The 24,022-nt window shown below is 48.6% G+C and carries 22 protein-coding genes and 1 pseudogene; 7 read left to right on the top strand and 16 right to left on the bottom strand.

What is annotated here, in order from left to right; all coding sequences use genetic code 11:
- Window positions 1-55 precede the first annotated feature (55 nt).
- From Q4A73_RS00685 to Q4A73_RS00640, 10 genes are read right to left on the bottom strand one after another with little or no spacing between them, the layout of a single operon-like run.
- Complete coding sequence (locus Q4A73_RS00685) at window positions 56-649, bottom strand: acetyltransferase (protein ID WP_303205512.1); 594 nt, start codon at window positions 647-649, stop codon at window positions 56-58.
- Window positions 636-1,238 (bottom strand): sugar transferase, encoded by a 603-nt coding sequence (locus Q4A73_RS00680; RefSeq protein ID WP_303205511.1) that lies wholly within the window; start codon window positions 1,236-1,238, stop codon window positions 636-638. The genes Q4A73_RS00685 and Q4A73_RS00680 overlap by 14 nt, the downstream gene beginning before the upstream one ends.
- Window positions 1,231-2,358, bottom strand: a complete 1,128-nt coding sequence (locus tag Q4A73_RS00675; protein ID WP_303205510.1) for a glycosyltransferase family 4 protein — start codon at window positions 2,356-2,358, stop codon at window positions 1,231-1,233. Before Q4A73_RS00675 ends, Q4A73_RS00680 begins: the two co-directional genes overlap by 8 nt.
- Entirely contained in the window at window positions 2,355-4,682 is a 2,328-nt protein-coding gene (locus tag Q4A73_RS00670; protein WP_303205509.1) for an STT3 domain-containing protein, read from the bottom strand. The genes Q4A73_RS00675 and Q4A73_RS00670 overlap by 4 nt, the downstream gene beginning before the upstream one ends.
- A complete protein-coding gene (locus Q4A73_RS00665; RefSeq protein WP_303205508.1) occupies window positions 4,679-5,782 on the bottom strand; it encodes a glycosyltransferase in 1,104 nt (367 codons plus the stop codon). The genes Q4A73_RS00670 and Q4A73_RS00665 overlap by 4 nt, the downstream gene beginning before the upstream one ends.
- Window positions 5,770-6,696, bottom strand: coding sequence for a glycosyltransferase family 2 protein (locus Q4A73_RS00660; protein WP_303205507.1), 927 nt, complete (start codon window positions 6,694-6,696; stop codon window positions 5,770-5,772). Before Q4A73_RS00660 ends, Q4A73_RS00665 begins: the two co-directional genes overlap by 13 nt.
- Window positions 6,689-7,762, bottom strand: coding sequence for a glycosyltransferase (locus tag Q4A73_RS00655; RefSeq protein ID WP_303205506.1), 1,074 nt, complete (start codon window positions 7,760-7,762; stop codon window positions 6,689-6,691). Before Q4A73_RS00655 ends, Q4A73_RS00660 begins: the two co-directional genes overlap by 8 nt.
- A complete protein-coding gene (locus tag Q4A73_RS00650; RefSeq protein WP_303205505.1) occupies window positions 7,759-9,456 on the bottom strand; it encodes an ATP-binding cassette domain-containing protein in 1,698 nt (565 codons plus the stop codon). Before Q4A73_RS00650 ends, Q4A73_RS00655 begins: the two co-directional genes overlap by 4 nt.
- The gene (gene galE / locus Q4A73_RS00645; RefSeq protein ID WP_303205504.1) at window positions 9,450-10,436 is read right to left on the bottom strand and encodes a UDP-glucose 4-epimerase GalE; all 987 of its coding nucleotides are present in this window, start codon (window positions 10,434-10,436) and stop codon (window positions 9,450-9,452) included. Before galE ends, Q4A73_RS00650 begins: the two co-directional genes overlap by 7 nt.
- Before the next feature lie 48 nt (window positions 10,437-10,484).
- Complete coding sequence (locus Q4A73_RS00640) at window positions 10,485-11,273, bottom strand: 3'-5' exonuclease (RefSeq protein WP_303205503.1); 789 nt, start codon at window positions 11,271-11,273, stop codon at window positions 10,485-10,487.
- Between the two features lie 66 nt (window positions 11,274-11,339).
- Here Q4A73_RS00640 and waaC point away from each other — a divergent pair, with 66 nt between their 5' ends.
- The 4 genes and pseudogenes from waaC (at window position 11,340) to Q4A73_RS00620 (ending at window position 16,053) form a co-directional block, all read left to right on the top strand.
- The gene (waaC, locus tag Q4A73_RS00635) at window positions 11,340-12,374 is read left to right on the top strand and encodes a lipopolysaccharide heptosyltransferase I (protein ID WP_303205502.1); all 1,035 of its coding nucleotides are present in this window, start codon (window positions 11,340-11,342) and stop codon (window positions 12,372-12,374) included.
- Window positions 12,364-13,242, top strand: a complete 879-nt coding sequence (locus Q4A73_RS00630) for a lipid A biosynthesis lauroyl acyltransferase (RefSeq protein WP_303205501.1) — start codon at window positions 12,364-12,366, stop codon at window positions 13,240-13,242. The genes waaC and Q4A73_RS00630 overlap by 11 nt, the downstream gene beginning before the upstream one ends.
- A pseudogene (locus Q4A73_RS00625) lies at window positions 13,242-14,800 on the top strand (glycosyltransferase). The gene Q4A73_RS00630 and the pseudogene Q4A73_RS00625 overlap by 1 nt, the downstream one beginning before the upstream one ends.
- A gap of 284 nt (window positions 14,801-15,084) precedes the next feature.
- Window positions 15,085-16,053 (top strand): glycosyltransferase family 9 protein, encoded by a 969-nt coding sequence (locus Q4A73_RS00620; RefSeq protein ID WP_303205500.1) that lies wholly within the window; start codon window positions 15,085-15,087, stop codon window positions 16,051-16,053.
- Window positions 16,054-16,102: 49 nt separating this feature from the next.
- On the opposite strand, the gene serC is transcribed toward Q4A73_RS00620, so the two are convergent.
- Window positions 16,103-17,176, bottom strand: a complete 1,074-nt coding sequence (serC, locus tag Q4A73_RS00615; protein WP_303205499.1) for a phosphoserine transaminase — start codon at window positions 17,174-17,176, stop codon at window positions 16,103-16,105.
- Window positions 17,177-17,185: 9 nt separating this feature from the next.
- Window positions 17,186-18,349, bottom strand: a complete 1,164-nt coding sequence (gene xseA, locus Q4A73_RS00610; protein WP_303205498.1) for an exodeoxyribonuclease VII large subunit — start codon at window positions 18,347-18,349, stop codon at window positions 17,186-17,188.
- 130 nt (window positions 18,350-18,479) lie between these two features.
- Here xseA and Q4A73_RS00605 point away from each other — a divergent pair, with 130 nt between their 5' ends.
- The 3 genes from Q4A73_RS00605 to Q4A73_RS00595 are packed head-to-tail and all read left to right on the top strand — an operon-like array spanning window position 18,480 to window position 21,396.
- Window positions 18,480-19,451: a tripartite tricarboxylate transporter substrate binding protein gene (locus Q4A73_RS00605; RefSeq protein WP_303205497.1), complete on the top strand. Its 972-nt coding sequence runs from the start codon at window positions 18,480-18,482 to the stop codon at window positions 19,449-19,451.
- 4 nt (window positions 19,452-19,455) lie between these two features.
- Window positions 19,456-19,893 (top strand): tripartite tricarboxylate transporter TctB family protein, encoded by a 438-nt coding sequence (locus Q4A73_RS00600; RefSeq protein WP_303205496.1) that lies wholly within the window; start codon window positions 19,456-19,458, stop codon window positions 19,891-19,893.
- 9 nt (window positions 19,894-19,902) lie between these two features.
- Window positions 19,903-21,396: a tripartite tricarboxylate transporter permease gene (locus Q4A73_RS00595; RefSeq protein WP_303205495.1), complete on the top strand. Its 1,494-nt coding sequence runs from the start codon at window positions 19,903-19,905 to the stop codon at window positions 21,394-21,396.
- On the opposite strand, the gene ubiE is transcribed toward Q4A73_RS00595, so the two are convergent.
- The 4 genes from ubiE to Q4A73_RS00575 form a co-directional block, all read right to left on the bottom strand.
- A complete protein-coding gene (gene ubiE, locus Q4A73_RS00590; protein WP_303205494.1) occupies window positions 21,377-22,084 on the bottom strand; it encodes a bifunctional demethylmenaquinone methyltransferase/2-methoxy-6-polyprenyl-1,4-benzoquinol methylase UbiE in 708 nt (235 codons plus the stop codon). The two genes, Q4A73_RS00595 and ubiE, sit on opposite strands and share 20 nt — an antisense overlap.
- A gap of 2 nt (window positions 22,085-22,086) precedes the next feature.
- Complete coding sequence (locus Q4A73_RS00585; RefSeq protein ID WP_303205493.1) at window positions 22,087-22,737, bottom strand: hypothetical protein; 651 nt, start codon at window positions 22,735-22,737, stop codon at window positions 22,087-22,089.
- Window positions 22,738-22,758: 21 nt separating this feature from the next.
- On the bottom strand, window positions 22,759-23,169 hold the full coding sequence (gene perR, locus Q4A73_RS00580; RefSeq protein WP_303205492.1) for a peroxide-responsive transcriptional repressor PerR: 411 nt from the start codon (window positions 23,167-23,169) through the stop codon (window positions 22,759-22,761).
- Between the two features lie 51 nt (window positions 23,170-23,220).
- Window positions 23,221-24,022: transketolase C-terminal domain-containing protein (locus Q4A73_RS00575; RefSeq protein ID WP_303205491.1), on the bottom strand; the 802-nt coding region annotated here is incomplete at its 5' end.

The following is a 24,022-nucleotide window of genomic DNA, read 5'->3' as shown; positions in this document are numbered from 1 at the left end:
CTATCGCCTTGAAAATTCTAGCCAAAATAACTTACCAAAAACCAAACGCACGCCCTCACACCCTCACAGCAGGCACTCCCACGAAAACGCCGCCACTTTGCACGCTTTTGGTCAAAACCCCCCCCGCTCCCAAGGTGCTCCCATCCGCTAGGCTTAAATTCGGCAGGACGCTGGAATTCATCCCCAAAAAGCACCCCCGTCCCAGCCTGACATTGCCCGCGCATTTTGCCCCCACGCTGATGTGACTAAACTCTCCCACCACGCACTCATGCTCCACCACGCAAGCTGTGTTTAAGATCACCCCCCGCTCTATCAGGGCCGCGGCATTGACCACCACATAGGGCAGGGCGAGAATTCCCGCATCCTCGGCCAAAATCACAGAGGGCGCGATCATCGCACTGGGATGGATGAGATTGACCACGCGCCAGCCCTCCGCCCTCACCCGCTCATAGACCCTCGCACGAGCCGCATTTGCGCCGATGCTGATGAAGATATCCGCCCGCTCAAGCGCGGGGCTAAATTCCAAGCCCTTCCCCTCCGCATCATCGATAAAAAGGCACTCCTCATAACCCACAGCCCTAGCCACATCCGCGCACACAAGCCCATGCCCGCTAAAACCGTAGAGATAAATTTTTTTAGTTCTTGCCATTGAATTTCTCCGTGGTCGCCTGTCCATCCTTGCTCACGCCGCTTCGTTTGAGGACTTTGAGGGCGGTTAAAAGCATGATTTTCACATCCAAAGCGAAGGAAAGATTTTCCACATAAAACAAGTCCAGCTCAAATTTCCTCTCCCAAGAAATCGCATTGCGCCCATTAACCTGCGCCCAGCCCGTGATGCCCGGCCGCACCTCGTGGCGGCGCTTTTGGCGCGCGTTGTAGAGGCTTAGATACTCCACCAAAAGCGGCCTGGGTCCCACAAAGCTCATATCGCCCCTTAGGACATTGAAAAGCTGTGGCAGCTCATCGAGGCTAAGGCTCCTCACAAGCCTACCCACAGGCTTTAGGCGCTTTTCATCGGGGAGTAAATTTCCCTGCGCATCCCTTTCATCGCTCATCGTTTTGAATTTGTAAATTTTAAAAATTTTCTCCCCCCGCCCGGGTCTTTCTTGGGTGAAAAAAGCACTGCCCTGGGCCAGCTTTAAAAACAGAGCCAAAAGCACGATCACGGGAGAAAAAAGCACCAAAAGCACCGATGCCAAAAGCAAATCCAGACCCCTTTTTATGAAATTTTTATACACCGCACACCTCATCATAAAGAGCGAGATAACGCCCGGCAATTTTGTTTTCATCGTAATTGAGCGCGTCTTTGAAAGCGTTTTGGGCTAAATTCGCCCTCAGCCTTTCATCGTCCAAGAGCAGGGCGATTTTCGCGGCCAAATCCTCCGCATCGCCCGTGCGCGCCCAGAGGCCATCAAAGCCGTTACTCACGGCCTCCACACAGCCCTCGCAATCACTCACCACGCAGGCCCTCCCGCAGGCTTTGGCCTCCAAAACGCTCACAGGAAAGCCCTCCTTGTAGCTTGGAAGCACGAAGATGTCGCAAAGCCTAAGCAGGGCAGGGATGTCCCCGCGCACCCCCAAATAGCACACGCAGCCTGAGGTCAAAAAGCCCAAATCCGCGCAGCTTGGATTCTCATCGCGCCCGCCCACGAGGATGAAATTCGCCCGCTCTTTCAAAAGCGTGGCCGCAGCGTAAAATTCTCGCACGCCCTTGTGCCACAGGGCTCTAGAAACCATCAAGACGATGGGTCTTGGGGGGAGGTGGTGCTCCTTTAAAAAATGCGCCAAAACGCTCTCCTCCGCCCTGCTAGGATAGAATTTTTTCAAGTCGATGCCTACGGATTTGATGAGGACGCTTTTTCCCTCCGCTAGGCCTAAATTTTTCATAAATTCGGCATTGCTAGCGCTTACGAAGATGATTTTATCGGCTATTTTGAAGGTGATTTTGTATAAAAAATTAATGGCGTAGCGCACAAGAAGGCTTTTGAAACTATCATCAATGTAAAAAGAGCCCAAGCCCTCAACCAAAGCAAATTTGCGTGGAATTTTTGCTAAAAATGCAGCGAAAATGCCCAGAGTGTTGCTTTTATGTGCGCTTGTTTGCAGGAGGTCTAGGTGGAGGGCTTTGAGGATTTTTGCTAAATCGAGGGCATTGGCTAGGACGATGAAGGGATTGAGGCTGGCGCGCTTTAGCTCGTAAAAAACCAGCTCACAATCAAGCTCTTCTAGCCTCACACTGTAATCATCGCGCGGCACTAAGACCACCACCGCATCGCCCCTAGCCCTCAAAGCCCGAATGATGGGCGCTCTAAAATGATAGATGCTTGAGCCCGCGTGGCTTAAAAACCCCACCCTCATAATTTCAACCTGAAAATTTTCACTTCTTTGCTGTCGATGACTGGCTCATAAAGCCTAGCATCAAATTTGCCAAAGAAAAACATCTGCACAAAAGTGCTCTCAAACATCGCTTTGTCCATTAAAATAAACTGCACATTGGGGATATTATTGTCCTTGATGTGGAAAAGATAGTATTTGCCACCCTTGTCGATTTCTATCATTTTGTAGTATTTTTGATAAACGGAGTCAAATTCCACCAAAGCATTGAGAGTGTAAGTTTTGCCGCCGATGCTAAAGCTTCTAAAATCACCACTCAAACGCACTCCATTGCTCAAAATAATCTCCCCATTTTGCTCCCCCAAATAATAAGCCGTGCTCAAAACAAAGTCATCCTTAAGCGCGCCCGTGTCCAAATCAATGTGAGAAAAGCTAGCCACCGTGCCAAAAATCGCCGCCATGCGTGCTGGCATATAGAGATAAATTTCCCTCGTTTTGGGCGTATGAAGCTTAAAATCCTCCTTGGATAAAGAAGCAAGAAAAAGTTCCACAGAGCTTTGATTGTAGTCCTTCATCATGGCCTGCAAAAGGTCCTCGTAGGGGGTGTGGAAGCTTTTTTCTGTGTATTCGACGCTAAGGCGTGCCATATTGGCCGCGGCGCGAGGGTTTTGACTGAGGACGAAGGAGGGGAAAAAATTATCCTTGCCCAGATGCTTGCCCCCATCGGCTAGGGTTTTGACATCGGCATAATAGCGAATGGGATAGCCATAATCCCACCACGCGATGACATAATCCTCGCGGGAGGTGAGGGCTTTGAGATTGTCCAAAATCGCTGCTTCGTTGTAGCTAAAGACGGTGGGGGCGCGGTAATTGTAAATGTGCTTGAGGTTGAAAGATAGGGAAAAAATCAAAACGAAGGGCACATAAAAGCCGGTGATGAGTCTTAAATTTTTCCTGCGCCGCAAAAGTTCGCAAAACAAGGGCGCAAAAAGCGCTACTATGAGCAAGGAAAAGAGCGAGGCATTGTCCCAAAAATAGCTCGGGAAAGATTTATCGGGCCTTAAATTTAGGGCCTGAAATTCCCACAAGTCCCCAAGGTAAAAACCCAAGGCCAACAGCACGATGAAAACAGGCAAGAGGGCGTAAAACAGCACTCTTAGGGTGTTGAGCTCCTTTGAATTTTTGACGCGAAATTTTTGCAAAAAATTTAAAATCCTAAGGCTCAAGTATCCAAACCCCAAAGCCATCACAGGCACGGCATAAATCGTAAATCTAAGCCCTCCCTTAAGCGCCAAAAAGCCAAGCACCAGCATGGGCAGGGCTAGGATCATCACTCTGTGGCGACGGACGAGGAGGAGGAGTCCTAGCAGGGAGGCCAAAAACACAGGCTCACTCCCGCTGATCCTCTGCATGAAGGTGCTCAAGTCAATGCTCTCGGCCTCTTGGATGGTTTGACTGACATTAAAATACGCAAAGCCTTGTGCCAAAGAAGCGCTCGCATCGTCTCTAAAAATGTAAAATTTCAGTTGGTAAAGTATGGGATCAATCCCCCCGCTCAACCCCAAAAAAAGCACGATCGCCGCAGACAAAATTCCCATCAGCCTGAAGCTAAAATAGTGATTTTTCAAGACAAAGAGGGCGAAAAGCAAGACGAGTATCGCGCTTTGGTAAAACCAGGGGATGTTGGAAAGCATCAGGGCGCTTAAAAGCACGGCTTGATAGCAAATTTTATCCCTGCGATGAAAGATGAGGGTGTGGAGCAGAAAAAGCCCCATAAAGGCGACATTGAGCGTGTAGGATGAGGGATACCACCACAGATAAAGTCCCACGAAGCTAGGCAGCGCGATGAGGGAGAGGGGGTCTTGCCTCAAAATGAGTCGCACCATGAAATACAAAACAAACATCGGCAAAACGATGGCTAGCATGTCCGTATCGTAATAGCCAGCCATCGTGCGGTTGTAGTAGCTTTTGGCGATGCTGGCCAAAAGGGCGGCAAAAAAGCCCATGAGAATTTGATTGAATTCCTTAGCGATTAAAATCAGCGGCACAACAATGAGCGAGGAAAAAAACACGCTCATGTAAAGGATAATGCTCTCAAAGCTAAAGGGCAGGATGCGATAAAGCCATGCTGTCAAAACCGAAAGCGAGGCATTGTAAAAACTGAGATCGTTAGCCTGATGAAAGCCCGCAAGCCTGTCTCTAGCGCCCTCTGCGAAGGTGTAGCCGTCATTGGAAATGATCATGAGCTGGTTGTTGAAAAAATATTCATTGAAATCACCCGCCCACCAAACCCAATACAGGCGGCACAAAACACTGAAGCCAAAGGCGATGAAAATGAGCGTTTTCATTGCTCGGCCTTGAGATATTTTAAGGCCGTTTTTGCGATTTTCATTTTGTCAAAGTCCAAGGCCCGCCCTCGTGCCTTTTTTTGATAGGCCCTCCTTAGCGCCTCATCCTCAAGTAAAACCCTCAGCCCCTCAAACATAGCATCCTCATCGCCTACCTCCACCAAAAGCCCAAATTCATCCCTGCCAAAAAGCTCCCGCGCGCCGCTTTTATGATCAGAGCTCACCACCGCGCAGCCACAGGCCAAAGCCTCGATTAGCACATTGGAAAAGCCCTCAAAAACCGAAGCGAAGGCGAAAAATTCACACCGCGCCATGAATTTGTAAGGATTGGCATCAAAGCCCAAAAGCAAAACCTTCCCCTCCAAACCCAGCGCGCCAATCAAGGCCAAAAGCTCGTCCTTTAGCCCCCCCTCGCCCAAAATCACAAGCTTCAAATTCGTTTTGAGTCGCGCGAAGGCACGGATGAGAAGCTTGTGATTTTTCCCCGCATCCAGCCGCCCCACACTGAGGATGAATTTTTCCTGCAGGGCTATGGGCTCGGTCGCCTTTTTTTCAATGCCCTCAATGTCGATGGCATTGTGCAAAAGCCTGCATCGATCCGCTGGGATCTTAAAATTCTCCACCAAGTCCTGCAAATTCCCCGCAGAATTAGGCAAAATCAAATCCGCCCTAGCATAGAGGGCACTAATGAGGGCTTTGTTGATGAGGTCAGTGGGTCCAAAGCCCTGATACATCACGCTTGGAGTGGTGCATTCATTGATCACAAGGCGGGTTTTTGCGCCGAAAATTCTAGCCATCAGGGCGATGTAGTTGGGACGATTCAAAAAGACAAATTCCACATCAATTCCCAGCCTTTCGCACAGCTTTTTGTAGCGAATGGCCAAAAAGGGCAGCTTGAAAAATTTCATCAAAGCGCCCTCATCAGGGCTTGATTTTTCCAAAAAATGCACCGCACAATCCTCAAGCTCGTAAGAAATTTTCTCACTCATCAAAATGAGATGCACCTCAAAGTGCAGCTTCAAAAGGGGCAGCAGGGTCGCCACCACCCGCTCAGCCCCGCCGCTTCCTAAAGAATAAATAAAAATCGCTAGTTTTTGCATAGGGCTACCCTTATTTTTGATAAAAATTTCACGAAAGAGCAGGGCAGAGGACTGAGGCAAAGCAGGACTATGGCGGGGAGATTGGGACGGGTTTTTAAGCTTTTATAAAGGCAAAAAAGCATTGCCTTGTGCGCCCTGGCGAATTTCGCATAATAGGCCGCCATCTTGTAATGACTCGCGCACACCCTTTTATAGTCCCCATCCCCGCTTTTTTCAAGCTCCTCTTCTAAAATTTCAGCCAGCCTCAAATAGCCAAGATAAACACGAAAGGCATTTTTCTCCGCTCCCAAAGTTACGCTATCCTCCCTAAAAACGCGATAAATGCGCAAAGCCTTGTGGATGTAAAAGGTCCTTTGCGCGTATAAATGCACCCAAAGCGTGGCCTCATTGCCATAAAATTCCTCATCAAAGCGCTCGTTTTGCAGCAGGGATTTTTTAAAAACGCTAAAAAATTCCCCGTGAAATTTCTGCAGCAAAAAGTCCTTTTTACAAAGCTCCCCATCCTCCTGTAGCCCCCTACCACTAAGCTCTCCCCTCACCCCATCGCGCTCAATGACGCAATTAGCCATCACATGCGCATAGCCCTCCTCAGCCTTTCGCATCAGCGTGCTCAAGGCCCCAGCCAAAAGCGCATCATCATCGTCCAAAAAGGCTACAAATTCGCCGCCAGCGTGATCTAGGCCATTGTTTTTATTACCATTGGGTCCCTGCTTGTAGCGGGAATTTAGGACATATTTCACCCGCGCATCCCTGCGCTCTAGCTCACGCGCCAGCTCGTCCGTTTCATCGCCTGAGTTGTCATCACTGATGATGATTTCATAGTCCGCAAAGTCCTGCGCCAAGATGCTCTCCACCGCACCCCGAAGCAGCAGGGGCCTCCTAAAAGTCGGCACGATGATGGAAAGCTTAGGCATCCCGCACCTCCTCCATCAGCCCAAGCCACTGCTTTTTAATGCCGTTTATTTCAAAATCTCCCTGCCTTTTTTTGGCATTTTGCACGAGCTTTTGCCTCAAATTTTCATCCCCCAAAACGCGCGTCAAGGCCTCCGCCAAAGCCCTCTCATCATCCACCCCCACCAAAAGCCCATCCTTTTCATCTTCGATCAAATCCGCCGCGCCGTCGTGATAGCGGCTTGAAATTCTGCACACCTCAAAATACAAACTCTCAATCAAAACCGTCGGCAGCCCCTCCACAAAGGAGCAAAGGCAAAGCACCCTCGCGCTCTCATAAAGCGCGGCAATGTCCTCAACCCTCCCCAAAAAACGCACGGGGATGTTTGAATTTTTCGCCAAAATTTCAAGCCCCTCCCTCAGCGCACCCTCCCCCGCGATGAGGAATTCACAACCCCGCCGCAAATTCTCATCCAAAAGCGACACAGCCCTTAAAAACATCGCGGGATTTTTGTTTTCATCCAAGCGCCCGATAAAAAGCACGGAATTTTTCTTTTCAAAATTTTCTTTTCGCTCCAAAGCACTGAAATGACAAGGATTATAAAGCAAGCGCACCCTCCCCACAAAGCCCTCATAATAAGCCTTATCACTGCTCCCAAGCACGGTCAGCGCCGCCGCGTGAGGATAGCTAAGACGCCTCAAAAGCCTCCAAATTTGAGGCTTCAAATAGGCCTCATTGCTATGCTCGCTGATGATGAGTGGGGTTTTAAGGCCGATTTTGGCGGCAATGCAAGCGATATTGGTCGTGTCCAAAAAAGAGACAAAAACCTCCGCCGCCGCCTCCTTCAAGGCCTTGCGCAGGGCAAAAAATTTCTTAAAACGACTGGCGATTTTGTGGTAAAGGCTATCAAAACGAAACTGCGGCAGGGTTTTAAGCCCCACTCTAGCATCCAGCGGGTAAAAAGAAGGCTCGGGGTGGAATTTGATGATGCGCACCTCATGATCCTCGCAAAGTGCGTTGGCTAGGGTTACGAGCACACGCTCGGCCCCGCCTGAATTTAGGGTCGCGATGATGAAGGTGATTTTCACCGTGCCTCCTCCCTCACGCAACCCTCGCTCACCCTGTAAATTTTGTCGCATTTTTCTATGGTTGAGAGGCGGTGGGCGATGATGATGAGGGTTTTATCGCGAGAAATTTTATAAATTTCTTCCATGATCTTCGCCTCGCTTTCGCTGTCCAAAGCCGAAGTCGCCTCGTCAAGCACGAGAATTTCAGGCTCAGAATAAAGCACTCTGGCGATGGCGATGCGCTGCTTTTGCCCCCCGCTAAGCCTAGCACCCCCATCGCCAACCCTGCTCTCAAGCCCCTCCTCCAAGCTCTCGATGAAGCCCTGTAAATTTGCCTGACGCACGACACGCTCGAGCCTTGCTGCATCAAGTGCGTCCCCGAAGGCGATATTGTTGGCGATGCTGTCGTTGAAAAGGTAAATTTGCTGGGGGATGTAGCCGATTTTTTGGCGGTAGCGTTTTAAATTCTTTGCGCTCAAGGGCACGCCGTCGATGAGAATTTGCCCCTGCTGTGGCTTGAGAAGCGAGAGGATGAGATCGACCAAGGTGCTCTTGCCAGCGCCGCTCTCACCCACGAGGGCGATTTTCTCGCCCTTTTTGAGGCGAAAATCAAGCCCAGAAAAAAGCGCCTTTTTCCCCTCGTAAGCAAAGCTTAAATTTTTGAGAGCAATTTCATTTTGAAAGGTGATTTTACCATCGTTTAAGCGCTCTTCCTCCTGCCCAAGCGCCCCGTAAATGATGTCCAAAGAGGAGCGATGGTAGATCAAATCGTGATAGCTTGTGATGATGCGATTGGCGCTTGGCATCAGTCGGTAGAGGGCTAGGACGAAGATGGATATGGTGGAGAGGATGTTGGAAATGTCGCTTTCGTCCTTCAAAATCAAAAAAACCACGATGAAAACCAGCACGGAAAAACCCACCGCCTCAAGGTAAATTCTGGGGATGGCGGCTAGGCTTTCGTTGGTGATATTCGCGCGTGAAAAGGCCTCGCTCTGCCTTTCAAAAAGCCTCACAATCCCGCCCTCTTTGCCCCTTAGCTTGATGAGTTTGAAATTGTTTAAATTCGTGTTGAGGATTTCAAAAAAGCTCCGCATCGCGCTCTCCCTTTTCAGTCCGGCTCTTTTGATGCTAGGGCCTAGAATTTTTACCAAAACTAGGGCGTTAAAAAGCATAAAAAGGCTCAAAAAAAGCGTGATTTTATAGCTGATGAAAAGCATGAGTACGTAGAGTAAAAGCACGACAAAAAGCTCGCTCATCATCAGTAAAAAGGAGGCGAGCATGGTGGTGAGGTTGAAGACCTCGCCTGTGGTGGCTTTGAGGATTTCGGAGTGGGTTTTTCGGGTGAAATTTTCGTAGGGAAGGCGCAAGAATTTTGCAAAAATTTTAGAAGAAAGCTTGTGGTATCTGCCCTTTGCAAAGCGCGCTAAGAGGTTGAAATAATAGCCATTGAGCAGGGCACGCAGGAGGTAGAAAAAAATCAAAACCCCCCCAAAATAGGCCACGATTTCATAGGCGGGGCGGTTTAAAATTTGCCTGAGGGAATTTAAGGGTTCGATTTTTTCAAAATAAGAAAAATCACTCGCCAAGGCCACAAAGGGCATGATGAGCGAGATCGCGAAGGTCTCGATGAAAGAAATCAGCACCGAAAAGCCTAGCAAAAAAAACAAAAAGCGCTTATCTTCACGATCGAGCACAAAAAAAAGCTTTTTCAGCACTGCTTCTCCCAAGCGTAGGCGGATTTGCAGATGAGCTCTAGATCGTCAAATTTAGGCCTCCAGCTCGTTTTTTCACGGATTTTACGCGCATCCGCAATCAACACAGAAGGATCCCCAGCACGGCGCGGGGCTAGCTCCACGGCAAAGTCCACCCCGCTTACCCTCTTCATCGCCGCGATGACCTCCTTGACCGAAAAGCCATGCCCGTAGCCGACATTAAAGACCGTGCTCTGACCATCCTCTAGATAGGACAGGGCCGCCAAATGCGCGCTTGAGATGTCATCCACATGGATGAAATCCCTCACGCAAGTGCCGTCCTTCGTGTCGTAATCGTCGCCAAAAATATAAAGCTTATCCCGTTTTCCTGCGGCGCACTCTGCGGCGACCTTGATGAGCAGGGTGGCCTTGGGGTAGCGTTGGCCGAGCTTGAAGTCCATGCAAGCACCTGCGACATTGAAATAGCGCAAAATGCAATGCTTGAATTCGGGCACTGCGCGGCTAGCATCGCGCAAAACCTCCTCGCTCATCAGCTTGGAGCGGCCGTAGGGATTGATGGGCAAAAGGGGGCTTTCTTCACTCACCACAGGGCTTTGGGGCTCGCCGTAGGTGGCTGCCGTGGAGGAAAAGATGAACCGATTCACATCATTTTCTAGGCAGGCCTCGATCAAATTCGTGGTGTTGGCGGTATTATTTTGATAGTATTTTAACGGGTTTTGCACACTTTCAAAGACCTCAATGCTCGCCGCAAAATGCACCACCGCGTCGAATTTTTCCCTCGCAAAAAGCGCTTTCACTGCCCTAAAATCACTCAAATCCTGCTGGAAAAATGCAAAGTCCCCAAGGCTTCTCAAGTCCTCAAGGGCTATTTTGGAGCCCTTGCTGAGATTATCCAAAACGCAAAGCTCGTGCGGGGTGTTTAAAAACTGCCGCAGGGTATGCGAGCCGATATAGCCCGCCCCGCCGCTGATTAGAATTTTCATTGCCCTTCCTTGAAAAAAGATGATTTGGCGCTATTTTATTGTAGTTTTTTAAACGCTTGATTTTGAAATTTCTTCCTCACAAACCCTAATAAAAACCTCCTTGTAAGCCCTGTGAGCCTTTTTTTCACCCAGATACTCCCGCACCCGATGCAAATACTGCGCATAATCCGCATCACTTAAATTTCCCTTAATCAGCTCATATCTCAAAAAAAGCAAGTAGGTGTTGAGGGCGTCGCTTTCGCAGTATTCGTGGATTTTTTCCAGCTTGTTTTGGTAAAAAAGCCCCAGCACGGCATCCCCGCAAATTTCATACTTCCCCGGTAGTCCCACCATCGCACAAAGGCTATCAAGCCGCAGTCCGCCCCTACCCGCACCCAAGACCTCCAGCAAATCGCAATGCTTCAGCTCTGAAAAGCGCGTTTTGTAGTTGTTCCATTTGTCCGTAGTGTCTAGGTAGGTCTGGGCCCTGATCTTGTGCTTGAGCGCCCTTAAAATCAGCAAGGGACAGTCGTAATTTTTCCCGTTGAAGCTCACCAATTTGGGCTGCGTTTTATCCACAAAGGCGAAAAAATTCCTCAGCATCTGCGCCTCGTCCTCGCCGTCGATTTTATTGACCTTGATGAAGCGACCAAAGCTATCGGCTATCACCGCGCAAATGCTTACGATTTGATGGTAGGGCAGGGGTAAAAACTCACTCCCACTCTGCTCCTTTTGCCACTCCAGTGCCCGAAGGCTCACCGCCTCATCACTCCCCTCAAAGCCCAAAGTACGCCGTATCAAAGCCGCATCCGGCACCGCCTCGCAGTCAAAAACGCAAATATAGCCCTCGTTTTTCATCCCGTTTAACCTTTTTCATTTGATTGGGCTAAAATTCTAGCCAAAAATTTTTATCATTAGGTTGCCATGAAGATAGCCATCGTTCGCCTCTCAGCACTGGGGGACATCATCCAAAGCGCCATTGTTTTGCAGTTCATTAAGGCCTTCAAGTCGGACATTGAAATTCATTGGTTTGTGGATGAAAAATTTAAAGAAATTTTAAGCGATCACAGGCACATCGACAGGATCTACGCCCTGCCCCTGAAAGAAAAAAAACTCCTCCCCGCCCTCACAATCCTTCTTGAGGCGAGGAAAAACAACTACGACGCTGTGCTTGACCTGCAGGGACTCATCAAGTCCGCCCTTGTGAGCCGCATTTTGAGTTATAACACCTTCGGCTTTGACAAAAACAGCCTCAGGGAAAGCCTCGCGCATAATTTTTACAACCAAAAACTCAGCATCAGCTACAACGAAAATGTCTTTGTGCGCTACCTCAGCCTCGCTGCTTTCGCCCTCAACGCCCCCTTTGAGCCGCGCGAAATCCACTTCAAACGACCCCTCTTCGTAGCCAATCCCACCCTCAAAGAAGAGCTTCAAAGGCGATTGAATTTAAATTTTGAGCACAAAAACATCCTCATCCACACAGGCTCTAGCGTGGAAAATAAAATCTACCCCCAAACCCGCCTGGCCATTTTGTGCAAACTCCTCATCGCTTACGATGCGCAAATTCGCATCTTCCTCGCCTGGGGCAGCGAGGGGGAGAAAAAATTCGCCCAGGAGCTTATGGAGCTTGGTAAAATGGACCAAGATCGCCTCGTTCTCCTGCCACGCCTCAGCCTGCAAGAGCTCATCGCCCTCACCAAAATGATGCGCCTCATCATCGGCAATGACAGCGGGCCCACCCACCTAGCCTTTGCGATGAATAAGCCCTCCATTACGATTTTTGGGGCGAGCTGGGACAAGAGAGTGTGCCTTTTGGGGCCTCAAAACAAAAGCATCAACGCGGGGAAAAAATTCAACAAAAATAAAAATTTCAAATTCGACAAGAGTGATTTTTGCATCCGCAGGATCGACGAGGAGGAAATTTTCGCTTTGGCTAAGGATCTGCTGGATGAGGGATAAAATTTATCTTGCGCTTTACTATGTTTTGAAGTGTCTGGTTACCCTGCTGCCGCGCTTTGCGCTCAAGCTCCTCGCTCAAATTGTCGCCAAAATCGTCTTTTTGTGCGATCAAAAACACCGCAAAATCATCGACACCAATCTTAAAATTTGCTTCCCCGATCACTCCCCCGCCCAAAGAAAGCACATCGCTCAAAAAATTTACGCCAATTTTGCCCATTTTGGCATCGACTGCCTGCAAAATCAAAACACCACCCCCGCAAAAATCCTCGCCAAAGCCCATTTTGACGAGCCGCACATCCTAGCCGCCGCCCTAGAAAGCAGTCGCCCCCTCATCCTCACCACCGCGCACTATGGCAACTGGGAGCTAGCACCCCTAGCCTTTGCGGCGAGGTTTGCCCCCATCTCCATAGTCGGCAGGAGGCTTGACAGCAAGGCTATGGATAAAATTCTAAGCCAAAACCGCACGCAATTTGACATCGAGCTCATCGATAAAAAAGGTGGACTTAAAAAAATGCTCAAAGCCCTGAAAAACGGACGCACGCTTGGGATTTTGACCGATCAGGATTGCGCGGACAATGAGGCGATGCGACTGGAATTTTTTGGAAAAGAGGTCAATTTTTTACTCGGCGCTAGCGTCTTGGCGAAAAAAACGGGCGCCCTCCTCATCCCCTGCTTTGTCTATCAGGGGCAAAAGGGCTTTCACATCCGCTGCTTTGAGGCGGTGGACGGGATAGAGCGCTCGCTTTTAGAGCTCACCCAGCATCAGGCAAAAAGCTGCGAGGAAATGATCAAATTTAAGCCCGATGAGTATTTTTTCTTTCACAAACGCTTTCGCAGTTTTAGCGCTAAAATTTATGAGGAGGGCTGATGGATTTGCAAAAAATCAGCGCCATCATCATCGTCAAAAACGCCCAAAATACCCTGGCCGCGTGTTTAAATTCCCTCAAAGAATTCGGTCAAATCGTGCTTTTGGATAATGAAAGCACGGACAAGACCCTCACCATCGCTAAGGATTTTCAAAAAACCTTCCCCGCCCTTCGCATCGAAAGCAGCCCCTTTATTGGCTTTGGCGCGCTTAAAAATAAGGCTTTGAGCTATGCTAGCCATGCGTGGATTTTTAGCATTGATGCGGATGAAGTGCTCGAATTTAGCGCCCTGAGAGAGCTAGAAAATTTAGAGCCGCAGCCCCACTGGGTGCTGTATTTGCCGCGCAAAAATCTCTACCGCGGGGAGTGGATTAAGGCTTGTGGGTGGCATCCGGACTTTGTGGGGAGAATTTTTAATAAAAATTTCACAAAATTTAACGACAACCTCGTCCATGAAAGCCTCATTTTACCGCCAGGGGCGCAAAAAATTCACCTCCGATCCGCCTTGCGCCACCACGCTTATGAGGGCATCGATGGGCTGCTTGAGAAATGTCAACGCTACTCAGAGCTTTACGCCCGGCAAAACCCAGCCAAAAAGGGCTCCATGCTAAGAGCCATAGGGGGGGGGGGGGGTTTAAATTCATGCGGGATTATTTTTTAAAAAGGGGCGTGGTTTACGGGTCCAGGGGCGTTGTGATAGCCTTTTGCAATGCTTTGGGTGCCTTTTTTAAATACGCCAAACTTTATGAACTGAGACAAAATTTCAAAGAAAAATCCCCTCCCGCTAGCCTCATCATCACCACCTACAATAGCCCCGCCTATCTTAAAGCCGTGCTTGAAAGCGTGGAGAGGCTTGAATCTTTACCCCTTGAGGTCATCATTGCAGATGATGGCAGCGGCGCACAGACAGCGACCCTAATCAGCGAATTTCAAAAATCCTTCCCCTGCCCCCTCAAGCACATTTGGCAAGAAGATAAAGGCTTTAGAGCGGCAAAAAGCAGGAACAACGCCGTCAAAGAGGCAAGGGGCACATACATCATCCTCATCGATGGGGATATGGTTTTGGAGCCCGGCTTCATCAAGGAGCACTTGAAATTTGCGCGGCGGGGGCTTTTGCTGCAGGGCTCAAGGATACTTTTGGATGCGGGACGCACCGCGTCTTTGCTGGGGGCAAATCTGGGAGCAAATTGCACGAGTGGGGGGCCTTTTCGCGGAAAAAAATTCCCTCTTTTGTCCCGCCTCGTTTATAACTTGAGCGCCAAAAGAGCGGATTTTTTTGAAAAAAAAGACCTCATCAAGGGCATCAAAAGCTGCAATATGAGCTTTTTTAAGGAGGATTTTGACGCGGTGGAGGGCTTTAATGAAAATTTTGAAGGCTGGGGCAGGGAGGATAGCGAATTTGTCGCGCGCTTTTTATTTAACGGCGGGGAGTTGAGGCGGCTAAAATTCAGCGCCCTAGCGTGGCATCTTCACCACGAGGAAAACGACAGAGCCGCCCTGCCCTGCAATCACGAGCTTTATTTACGCACCCTGAAGGAGAAAAAAATTTCGTGGCGTTGAATCTGCGCTAAGATCTCGCTCCCTCAAACCCTGCCCCAAGCCCCCCACTAGCCCCCGCACTCACCCCGCACTGGGTCCCAGAAATTTCACGGCAAATACTGCGGCCTTCAATCATCGCCATCTCAACAAGTGCCTAAATTTCGCAAATTCTTAAACGCTTGCGGAGGAGGTTGGGGGGTGAATTTGGCGCGCTCAAGGTGATTTGATGCGGAGGAAATAGATGGCGTAAAAATCTTTAAAATTTTGCTAAGATTTGATCATTTCATAAAATTTTAAGGAAGGCCATGAAAATTTTTATCAAGCTCCCCACTTGGCTGGGCGATGCTGTGATGGCGAGTGCGGCTTTGAGGGCGCTATTTTCGCATTTTAGGGGGGCGCAATTTGTGCTTTATGGCTCCTTTGTGGCCTTGGAGCTTTTTAGGGAGTGTGAAAATGTGCACCCTGTTTTTGAGCGAAAAAAGGGGCGTTTTGGGCATTTTTTGAAATTGCGACAGGAATGGGGGGAGTTTGATCATGCTTTTTTCTTTCGCGGGGCCCTGTCCGCTAGGATTCAAAAGCTCCTATTGCGATCCAAACGTAAGGCACTTTTTGACAAAAATCAAAACAAAAACGCCCATCAGGTCTTAAAATACCTGCATTTTGTGGAAGACGCTCTTTGTTTGCCCCCGCAAGATGCGGAGCTTTTCCTCCCCATCAAAGCCTTCGGCGCGCTTGGGGGTGAGGCGAGGCGTTTGCTTTGTGAAAAATTTGAACTTGATGGTGGCAAAAAATGGCTGGGTATCAGTGCGGGGGCGAAATACGGCTCGGCAAAGTGCTGGGATAGGGAGCATTTTGCGCGGGTGGCTTTGGAGCTTGGTGCGGAGTATGAGGTGCTGATTTTTGGGGTGGCTAGCGAGGGTGAAATTTGTGATTTCATCGCTGATACGCTTGCAAAAAACGGAGTGCGTGGAGTGAATTTGTGCGCGAAAACGAGCATCAAGGAGCTCTGCCATCTCATCTCCAATCTCAGCCTTTTGCTCGCAAACGACAGCGGCAACATGCACATCGCAAGCGTTTATAAAATCAAAACCCTAGCCCTCTTTGGCCCTACCAAATGGACACAATCTGCGCCCTGGCAAAACGAAAACGCCAAAATCCTCCATCTCAACCTAGCCTGCATGCCCTGCATGAAGCGCACCTGCCCCCTAAAGCACCACAAATGCATGCGGGATTTAAGCCCCGAAATGGCCCTTGAAGCGGTGAGGGATTTTTGAGATCATCTCAAGCCTTTTAATCGAAAATATTAAAATTTTTTTCGCAATATCAACCCCGTTTTTTTTGAAATTCCCGCATGAATTCGCAGAGCGTTTGAACCTGCTCCAGAGTGATCGCATTGTAAATACTCGCACGAATCCCGCCCAAAATCCTATGCCCCTTAAGCCCTATCATCCCCGCATTTTCTGCTTCTTTCACAAAAAGGCTCTCCAGATCTCCTCGCGCCATCCTAAAACTCACATTCATTAGGGACCTATCCTCCGCCCTCGCATGCCCTCTGTAAAAGCCCCCACTTTCATCGATGCATCGGTATAAAAGAGCGGCTTTTTGCTCGTTGAGAGCGTTAATTTTATCCAATCCTCCTAGGGACAAAAGCCACCGCATCTGCTTGGCAAACACATAAATAGCAAAGCTCGGCGGGGTGTTAAAAAGCGAGTCGTTGTCAGCAAAAACGGCATATTTTAGCATGCTGGGGATGTTTTTAGCGCGGCTGCGCTCTAGCATATCCTTGCGGATGAAAATAGTCGCCATCCCCGCCACTCCAGCATTTTTCTGCACGCCACCGTAAAAAAGCCCGATGTTGGAAAAATCCACCCTGCGGGAGAAAAAATCGCTCGAAGCATCCACGATTAAGGGCGCTTTCGTTTGAGGATAGTGCCTATACTGCGTGCCGTAAATGGTATTATTGGAGCAAATGTAGGCATAATCGCAGGCATCATCAAAGCCCACCTCAGGGATGAGGCTAAAATTCTCCGCCTCGCTACTGGCGACGACTTTGACATTGACGCCTAAAATTTGGGCTTCCTTGATAGCTTTTTGGGTCCAAACTCCCGTGTTTGCATACTCACAAACCCCACCTTGCGCCAAATTCATCGGTATCATCGCAAACTGCAAGCTCGCCCCGCCCTGCAAAAAAAGCACCTCATACGCATCATCCAGCCCGTAAAGCTCCTTGGCCCCTTGCATCGCACTAAAATGTAGCTCTTCAAAAACGCTCGTGCGGTGTGAAATTTCCACGATCGAATAGCCCTTGCCCTGATAGTCCAAAAGCTCCTCTTGCACCTCTTTCAAAAGCTCTAAAGGTAGGGCGCTAGGACCTGCGCTGAAATTGATTTTTCTCATCATGGCTCCTCATAAAATTTTGGCTTTTTTCTGTGAAAATTGCGAAATCAAAAGCACCTCATCGCCGCTTTTTAGGCTTTCAAGACTGGTGATTTTATCATTTTTTTGCAAAGAAATAAGGCCCCTGCTCCGCTCAAAAAAGCTTTCATGCTGAAGGTAGGCATTGTGCATTTTTTCCAAATTCAAGCGGGCAAAATTGAGTCGATTTTTCATCAAAATTTGCAATTGTTTTTGCAAGGATTTCAAATACTCTAATTTTTGCGCGATCACCAAGGGCAAAGAATTGGCTTGGAAAAATTTTTGCAGGGCTAAAAGCTCATTTTGACAATGCGAAATTTTATTTCGCAAGCAGATTTTCAGTTTCTCCTCCAAAAAATCCAAATTCTGCTCCAAATCAAGCCTTGAAGGCAGCAAAATATCAATAGCCGCGCTGGGTGTGGGCGCCCTGCTATCGGCTACAAAATCGCTAATGACATAGTCAATCTCATGCCCCACGGCTGAAATGATGGGCGTTTTGGCCGAAAAAATTTCTCGCGCCAAAGGCTCGTTATTAAAGCAAAACAAATCCTCCCTACTCCCCCCACCCCTTGCGATGATGAGGGCATCTAAGGCGAAAGCATCGGCCTTTTTGAGGGCTTGGATGAGAGAATTTGGGGCATCTTTACCCTGGGTGAGGGCGTTGAAAAGATAAAATTTCGCTAAAAAATTCCCCTTTTGCTGGATGATTTTGAGCATATCCTCCAGTGCGGCGGAGGTGTAGGAGGTGATGATGCCAACTTTCTGCGGGAATTTTGGCAAGGATTTTTTGCAGGAGGGATCAAACAAACCCTCCCCCTCCAAACGCTCTTTAAGGGCTAAAAATCGCGCTTCAAGCTCACCAAAGCCGTCCTTTTTCATCGTCTTGGCGATGAATTGATAGCGCCCACTTTCTGCGTAGAGGCTGACATTGCCACTCAGCTCCACAAAATCGCCCACACCGGGCCTAAAGTCAAGCTTGGAATTTGCTCCCTTAAACATCACGCAAGCTATGCTGGAGCGCTCATCTTTAAGCTCAAAATACCAATGTCCTGAGCCGTGCATTGTGATTTTTGAAAGCTCACCACTTAAGGGGACATCCTCAAAATGCGCCTCAAGGAGGGATTTTGCCTTGAAATTCAATTCCGTAACAGTCATTTTCACTCCGCTATATGTGTAAATTTGTTACATAAATTATTAAATTTTGCTTATTTTCTCTACACTTTTATTTTTGTTACCCGCCAATTATATCATTTCATACTGATCATCACAAACCTAAGGATACATTATGAAACTAAAAATTTTCATCCTCAGCGCGATCTTGCTCCTTGGTCAAGCGCTAGCCAAAGAACCCCAAAAGCCCGAGTGCATCGCCCCAGCAAAGCCGGGTGGAGGCTTTGATCTGACCTGTAAGCTCGCTCAAGTCAGCCTCAATCAAACGGGCATAGTATCCAAGCCCATAAGGACGACCTACATGCCAGGGGGCGTGGGCGTTACGGCCTATAACACCATGAACACCTCCAAGTCAAAAGACCCCAATGCCATCGTCGCCTTTTCAAGCGGGACCCTGCTAAACATCGCTACGGGAAAGCACGGCAAATACGATGAAAACGATGTCAAATGGCTTGCCGCTGTGGGCGTGGATTATGGAGCGATCGCTGTGAGGGATGATTCGCCCTATCAAAATTTGCAGGATTTGCTTGAGGCCCTCAAAAACGACCCTAAGGCCGTGAGTTTCGGCGCTGGCGGCTCTGTGGGGGGACAGGACTGGATGCAAACCGCACTCCTGGCAAAGGCCGCTGGAGTGGATATTTCTAATGTCCGCTATGTCGCCTTCGAGGGGGGTGGGGACGCCCTCACTTCACTTCTTGGCAATCACATCAGTGCCGTGTCTTTGGGCATGGCTGAGAGCTTGCCGCATTTGGAGGCTGGCAAAATAAGAGTTTTGGCCGTGTTTTCCGATGAGCGCCTAAAAACGCAAGGCAAGGCGAAAGATGTCCCGACCGCAAGGGAGCAGGGCTATGATGTGGTGTGGCGCACGATTCGTGGCTTTTACATGGCTCCAAAGGCTCCCAAAGAGGCTTATGAGTGGTGGCTGCAAGCCTTCAATAAGCTTTATCAAAGCGAAGAATTTAAGCAACAAAGGGAGTTAAGAGGCCTTTTTGAATTCAATAAATCGGGCGAGGAATTTGAGGCTATCGTCAAGGAGCAAACCGACATTTTCAGGCAATTGGCCAAAGAATACAAGCTCATAAAGTAGCCCGATGCTAAGCCTTAGAATTTTTTCCATTTTTTTATTCGCGCTCGGTGCGTTTTTGCTTTACATTGCTTGGCAGATCACCACCGAGTATAGTTACGAGCCCCTAGGGCCGCGCCCCTTTCCCTTAGTCAGCTTGTTTTTATGGATGCTCTGCTGCATTCTGCTTTTATTTTTCGCAGGGAAAAGTCAAATCCACTGGGGCGATTTGAGGCTTTGGAAAAAATTCGTCATTCTCAGCCTGAGCCTCTTTGCCTTTGCGTTTTTGTTTGAAATTCTGGGCTTTGTTTTATCCGCTAGCCTTCTTGTCTTTGTTTTGTCCCTGCTTTTTGGCGCAAGAATGCCCCAAGCCCTCATTTTCGCTCTGTTTTGCGGATGGGGGTTTTATTATTTTTTTGAAAATCTTTTGCAAATCACCCTGCCCTTAGGGCTTATTTTTGATTGAGATCGCACGATGGAGCTTTTGATGTCCCTAGCGCAGGGCTTTGAAGTAGCCCTAAGCCCTAGCAATCTCACCATCGCCCTCATAGGCTCTCTCATCGGCACCATGGTCGGCATGCTGCCCGGCCTTGGTCCCATCAATGGCGTCGCCATACTCCTGCCCCTAGCCTTCGCCCTGAATTTGCCCGTAGAATCGGCCCTCATCCTGCTGGCGACGGTCTATATGGGCTGTGAGTATGGCGGGAGGATTTCCTCCATCCTGCTTGGGATTCCGGGCGATGCTGCGGCCGTTATGACAATCTTAGACGGATACCCCCTAGCCCAAAAAGGACAAGCGGGAAAGGCGCTTTGCATCTCGGCTCTTAGCTCTTTCATCGGCTCTTTCATCGCGATTTGCGGGATCATTTTATTCGCCCCCCTGCTTGCGGACTGGGCCTTAAATTTCGGCCCGGCTGAATACTTCGCCCTCATCATTTTCGCCCTTGCGACCCTAGGCTCCGTGATGTCGCAAAAGCCTATCCGTTCGTTCCTCGCTGCCCTCATTGGACTTTTTTTGACCACCATAGGCATCGACGCCAACACGGGCGTTTATCGCTTCAGCTTTGACAATCCCCACCTCTACGATGGAATTTCCTTCATCGTCCTCATCATAGGGCTTTTTTCCATCAGTGAAATTTTCCTCATGCTTGAAAACACGCACGCCAACAAAAAAATCATCCAAAAAACGGGCAAGTTGCTCATCAGTTTTGGAGAATTTTTCCACGCCTTTTTGACCATAGTGCGCTCTGGAGTTGTGGGGTTTTTCGTGGGGGTTTTGCCAGGGGCCGGGGCCACCATAGCCAGCGCGATAAGCTACATGAGTGAAAAAAAATTAGCCGGCAAGGCAGCCCGCTTTGGCGAGGGAGATTTGAGGGGAGTGGCCGCTCCAGAAGCCGCAAACAACGCCTCAGCCTGCGGCTCTTTCATCCCCATGCTCACCTTGGGACTACCGGGCTCAGGCACCACGGCCGTGATGATGGGCGCCCTGACGCTTTACAACATCAACCCCGGCCCGGCCATGTTTAGCGAGCAAACCGACCTCGTCTGGGGACTCATCGCCGCCCTCCTCATCGCTAATGTCCTGCTTTTGATCCTCAACATCCCGCTCATTTCGCTCTTTGTCAGGATCTTAAGCATCCCCCACTGGATGCTAGCGCCCATCATCGCAATCCTCTCCACCATTGGAATTTACTCCATCAACAGCACTACTTGGGACTTGGTGATGATCTTCATCATTGGAATTTGCGGATTCGTTTTGAGAAAATTAGAATTCCCCCTCGCGCCCTTGATTTTGGGCTTTGTTTTGGGAGAGCACTTGGAGGTCAATTTACGCAGAGCCCTGTCCATCAGCAGCGGGGACCTGAGTATATTGTGGCAGGGAAGCATCGCTCAGATCCTGCTAGCGGGGGCCTTTTTGATGATCTTGCTCCCGCCCCTCATCAAGAAATTCAAACCTTTCGCGCGATGAACATCGAGCTCACGCCGAAGCTAAAGCTTTTGAATTCCAAAATTTCAAAGCCCGCCCCCTCAAGCTCACCCATCAACCCCTCCGCGCTTAAAAATCCCTCAATGGAGGCGGGTAGATAGGCATAGGCGCTTTTGTTTTTGCTGATTATCCCCCCCAAAATCGGCAAAATTTTCACCAAGTAAAAATCCCTCACCCTCCCCATGAGGCCGCCGCTTTTTCTTTGGGTGAACTCCAACACGAGCAAAAATCCCCCGCTCTTAAGCACCCGCACAAACTCCTGCAAGGCCTGCGCCCTTTTGACGACATTGCGGATGCCATAGCTTATGCTGATGATATCGATCCTCGCATCTTCAAGGGGCAAAAGCTCCGCGCCTGCCTGAATGAAGGGCACATTTTTGAATTTATTTTTCGCTATCTCAAGCATGGCGCTACTGGGATCGATGCCCCTGATGGAGTGGATTTTTCGCCCTGCATTTTTCGCACCCTGCTGCCAAAAGCCTATCATATCGCCCGTGCCACAAGCCACATCGACTATGCTCAAATCCTCCCCCTCACACAGCTCAAGCACCCTAGCACAAGCCTTCTTACGCCAACTCACATCCGCGCCAAGGCTTAAAATTCGATTCGCCCTGTCGTAGGTCGGGGCGATTTGGTTGAACATTTCTATGATTTTTTCTTGTTTTTGCATGGTTATCCCTTGTTTGCTTTTAGATTGCGACTATTTTTGCTTAGAAGTTTTAAGAATTTTTTCCTTTTTTTGATGAGCGTTTCAAAAATTTTATCCTCCAGTATGCGTGAGAGTTTATCAAGGCTTTTCATTTCAAAGAGGGGGCAAAAACACTCCAAAAAAATGCCAAGCTCCAGGCTTTTGCTTAAAAATTCTTTGTAGGAAAAATTTTTGACCAAGAATTTTTTAAATAAAACGATTTTTTTTCGAATTTTAAGGGCTGCGACCTCTTTTAAAACCGCATCCCTTCGCCTTTCATTTTTGTAAAAATCCCCCTCCCTTAAAACAAATTCAAAATCCCTTAGAAATTTATCAAGCTCGTTAAAATTTTTCTTCGCTCCTTGCTTCAAAAAAAAATGGAAATTTTTGAGCAAAAAATTGCCAGTTTGCGCGTCGAAAAAATCCTTAAAATCCAACAAAAGAATATAAATTTTTCGCATGTTTGAGTTGAATTGATCCAGATCTTCTTTTTGCTGGTAGTGCTGCATCCTCTTTAAAAGAAAAAACAAAAGCACGCGCAAACCATCAAAAGCCAGGATGCCTTTAGGAAAATAAAGCGTGAAATTTTGATTTTTCTCTATGATTTTAAAGCAAGTCGCAAGATCCCAATTCACAAAAGCCTCAAAATCAAAAATTCAGCGGCATTTTGGGCAGCTTTTCACATAGGAGCAAACAAAAAAATGCTCGATAAAGTAGCCAAGCCTCTTTTCAAGCTTTTTTTGATATTCATCCATCCCAATCTCCTCAAAACCCTTATCCTCTATGCTTCCACATTTTGAGCAGATGATGTGCATATGCTCCCTATCATAAATATCATAGCAAGATTTTTCATTGGCCACATTGATCACCACCACCAAACCCTGTTTTTGCAGAGTGTTGAGATTTTTATACACCGTGGCCAAAGCGATGGAAGGGTAGTCTTTTTTAATCTCCGCATAAAGCTCATCGATGGTAGGATGCTCGTGTCTTTTGAGAATTTTTAGCATACAAAGTCGCTGCGGAGTGGCTTTCAAGCCCTGTTCATTAAGCATTTTCATAAGATCCATCAAACCACCTCATCTTCAAACTCGTTTAAATTTTGTTGATACGACTCAAGCCTAACGGGGATATTTTTGAATTTCTTGCTCGATTTTACGATGCAAACTGGCCGCATCCAGCCCCAGATGCGCCTCCACTTCCGCCAAAGAGCCCTGTTCGATAAATTCATCCTCAAATTCAAAGCTCACCACCCTCACATCCCAACCCAAACGCGCCGCAGCATCCCTCAAAATGCAGCCCACACCACCCCTCTTCGCCGTCGGGGAAAAGACAAACCAAAGCCGCGTCTTTTTCGCCAGCTCACTCAAAAGCTCCTCATCCAAGGGCTTGATGAAGATCAAATCGATCAAATGCGCAAAGTCCTCCCCAAAGCCATCGCGCACAGCCTTTGCCACGCCCACACCCTGCCCGTAACCCAAAAAGGCGATTTCGCTCTGCGCGGCAGCGAGAATTTGCGCCTTAGCCACAGCAATTTCACAGGGGGCAAATTCATCATTGAGTAAAAAATTCCCCCGCGGGTAGCGAAAGGCTAGGGGGCCTTGATGAGTGAGGGCGTAATTCATAATGCCCTCCAGCATCGCCGCATCCCTTGGCGCACAAAGGGTGAAATTGGGTACAGCGCTCAAATAGGACACATCAAAAGCCCCCTGATGCGTCTCGCCATCCTCCCCCACAATGCCCGCTCTGTCGATGGCAAAGATGACATTTAAATTCATAATCGCACAGTCGTGAATCACCTGATCATAAGCCCTCTGCAAAAAGGTGCTATAAATCGCGATGAAGGGTCTAAAGCCCTCCTTTGCCATCGCCGCCATCGAAGTAACGGCGTGCTGCTCGGCTATGGCGACATCAAAAAAACGC

Origin of the sequence: Campylobacter sp. (assembly GCF_030528245.1) — a bacterium.
In the GTDB taxonomy this organism is placed as follows: Bacteria; Campylobacterota; Campylobacteria; order Campylobacterales; family Campylobacteraceae; genus Campylobacter_D.
The sequence above is the reverse complement of the archived record's forward strand: the minus strand, read 5'-3'. Positions and strand labels throughout refer to the sequence as shown.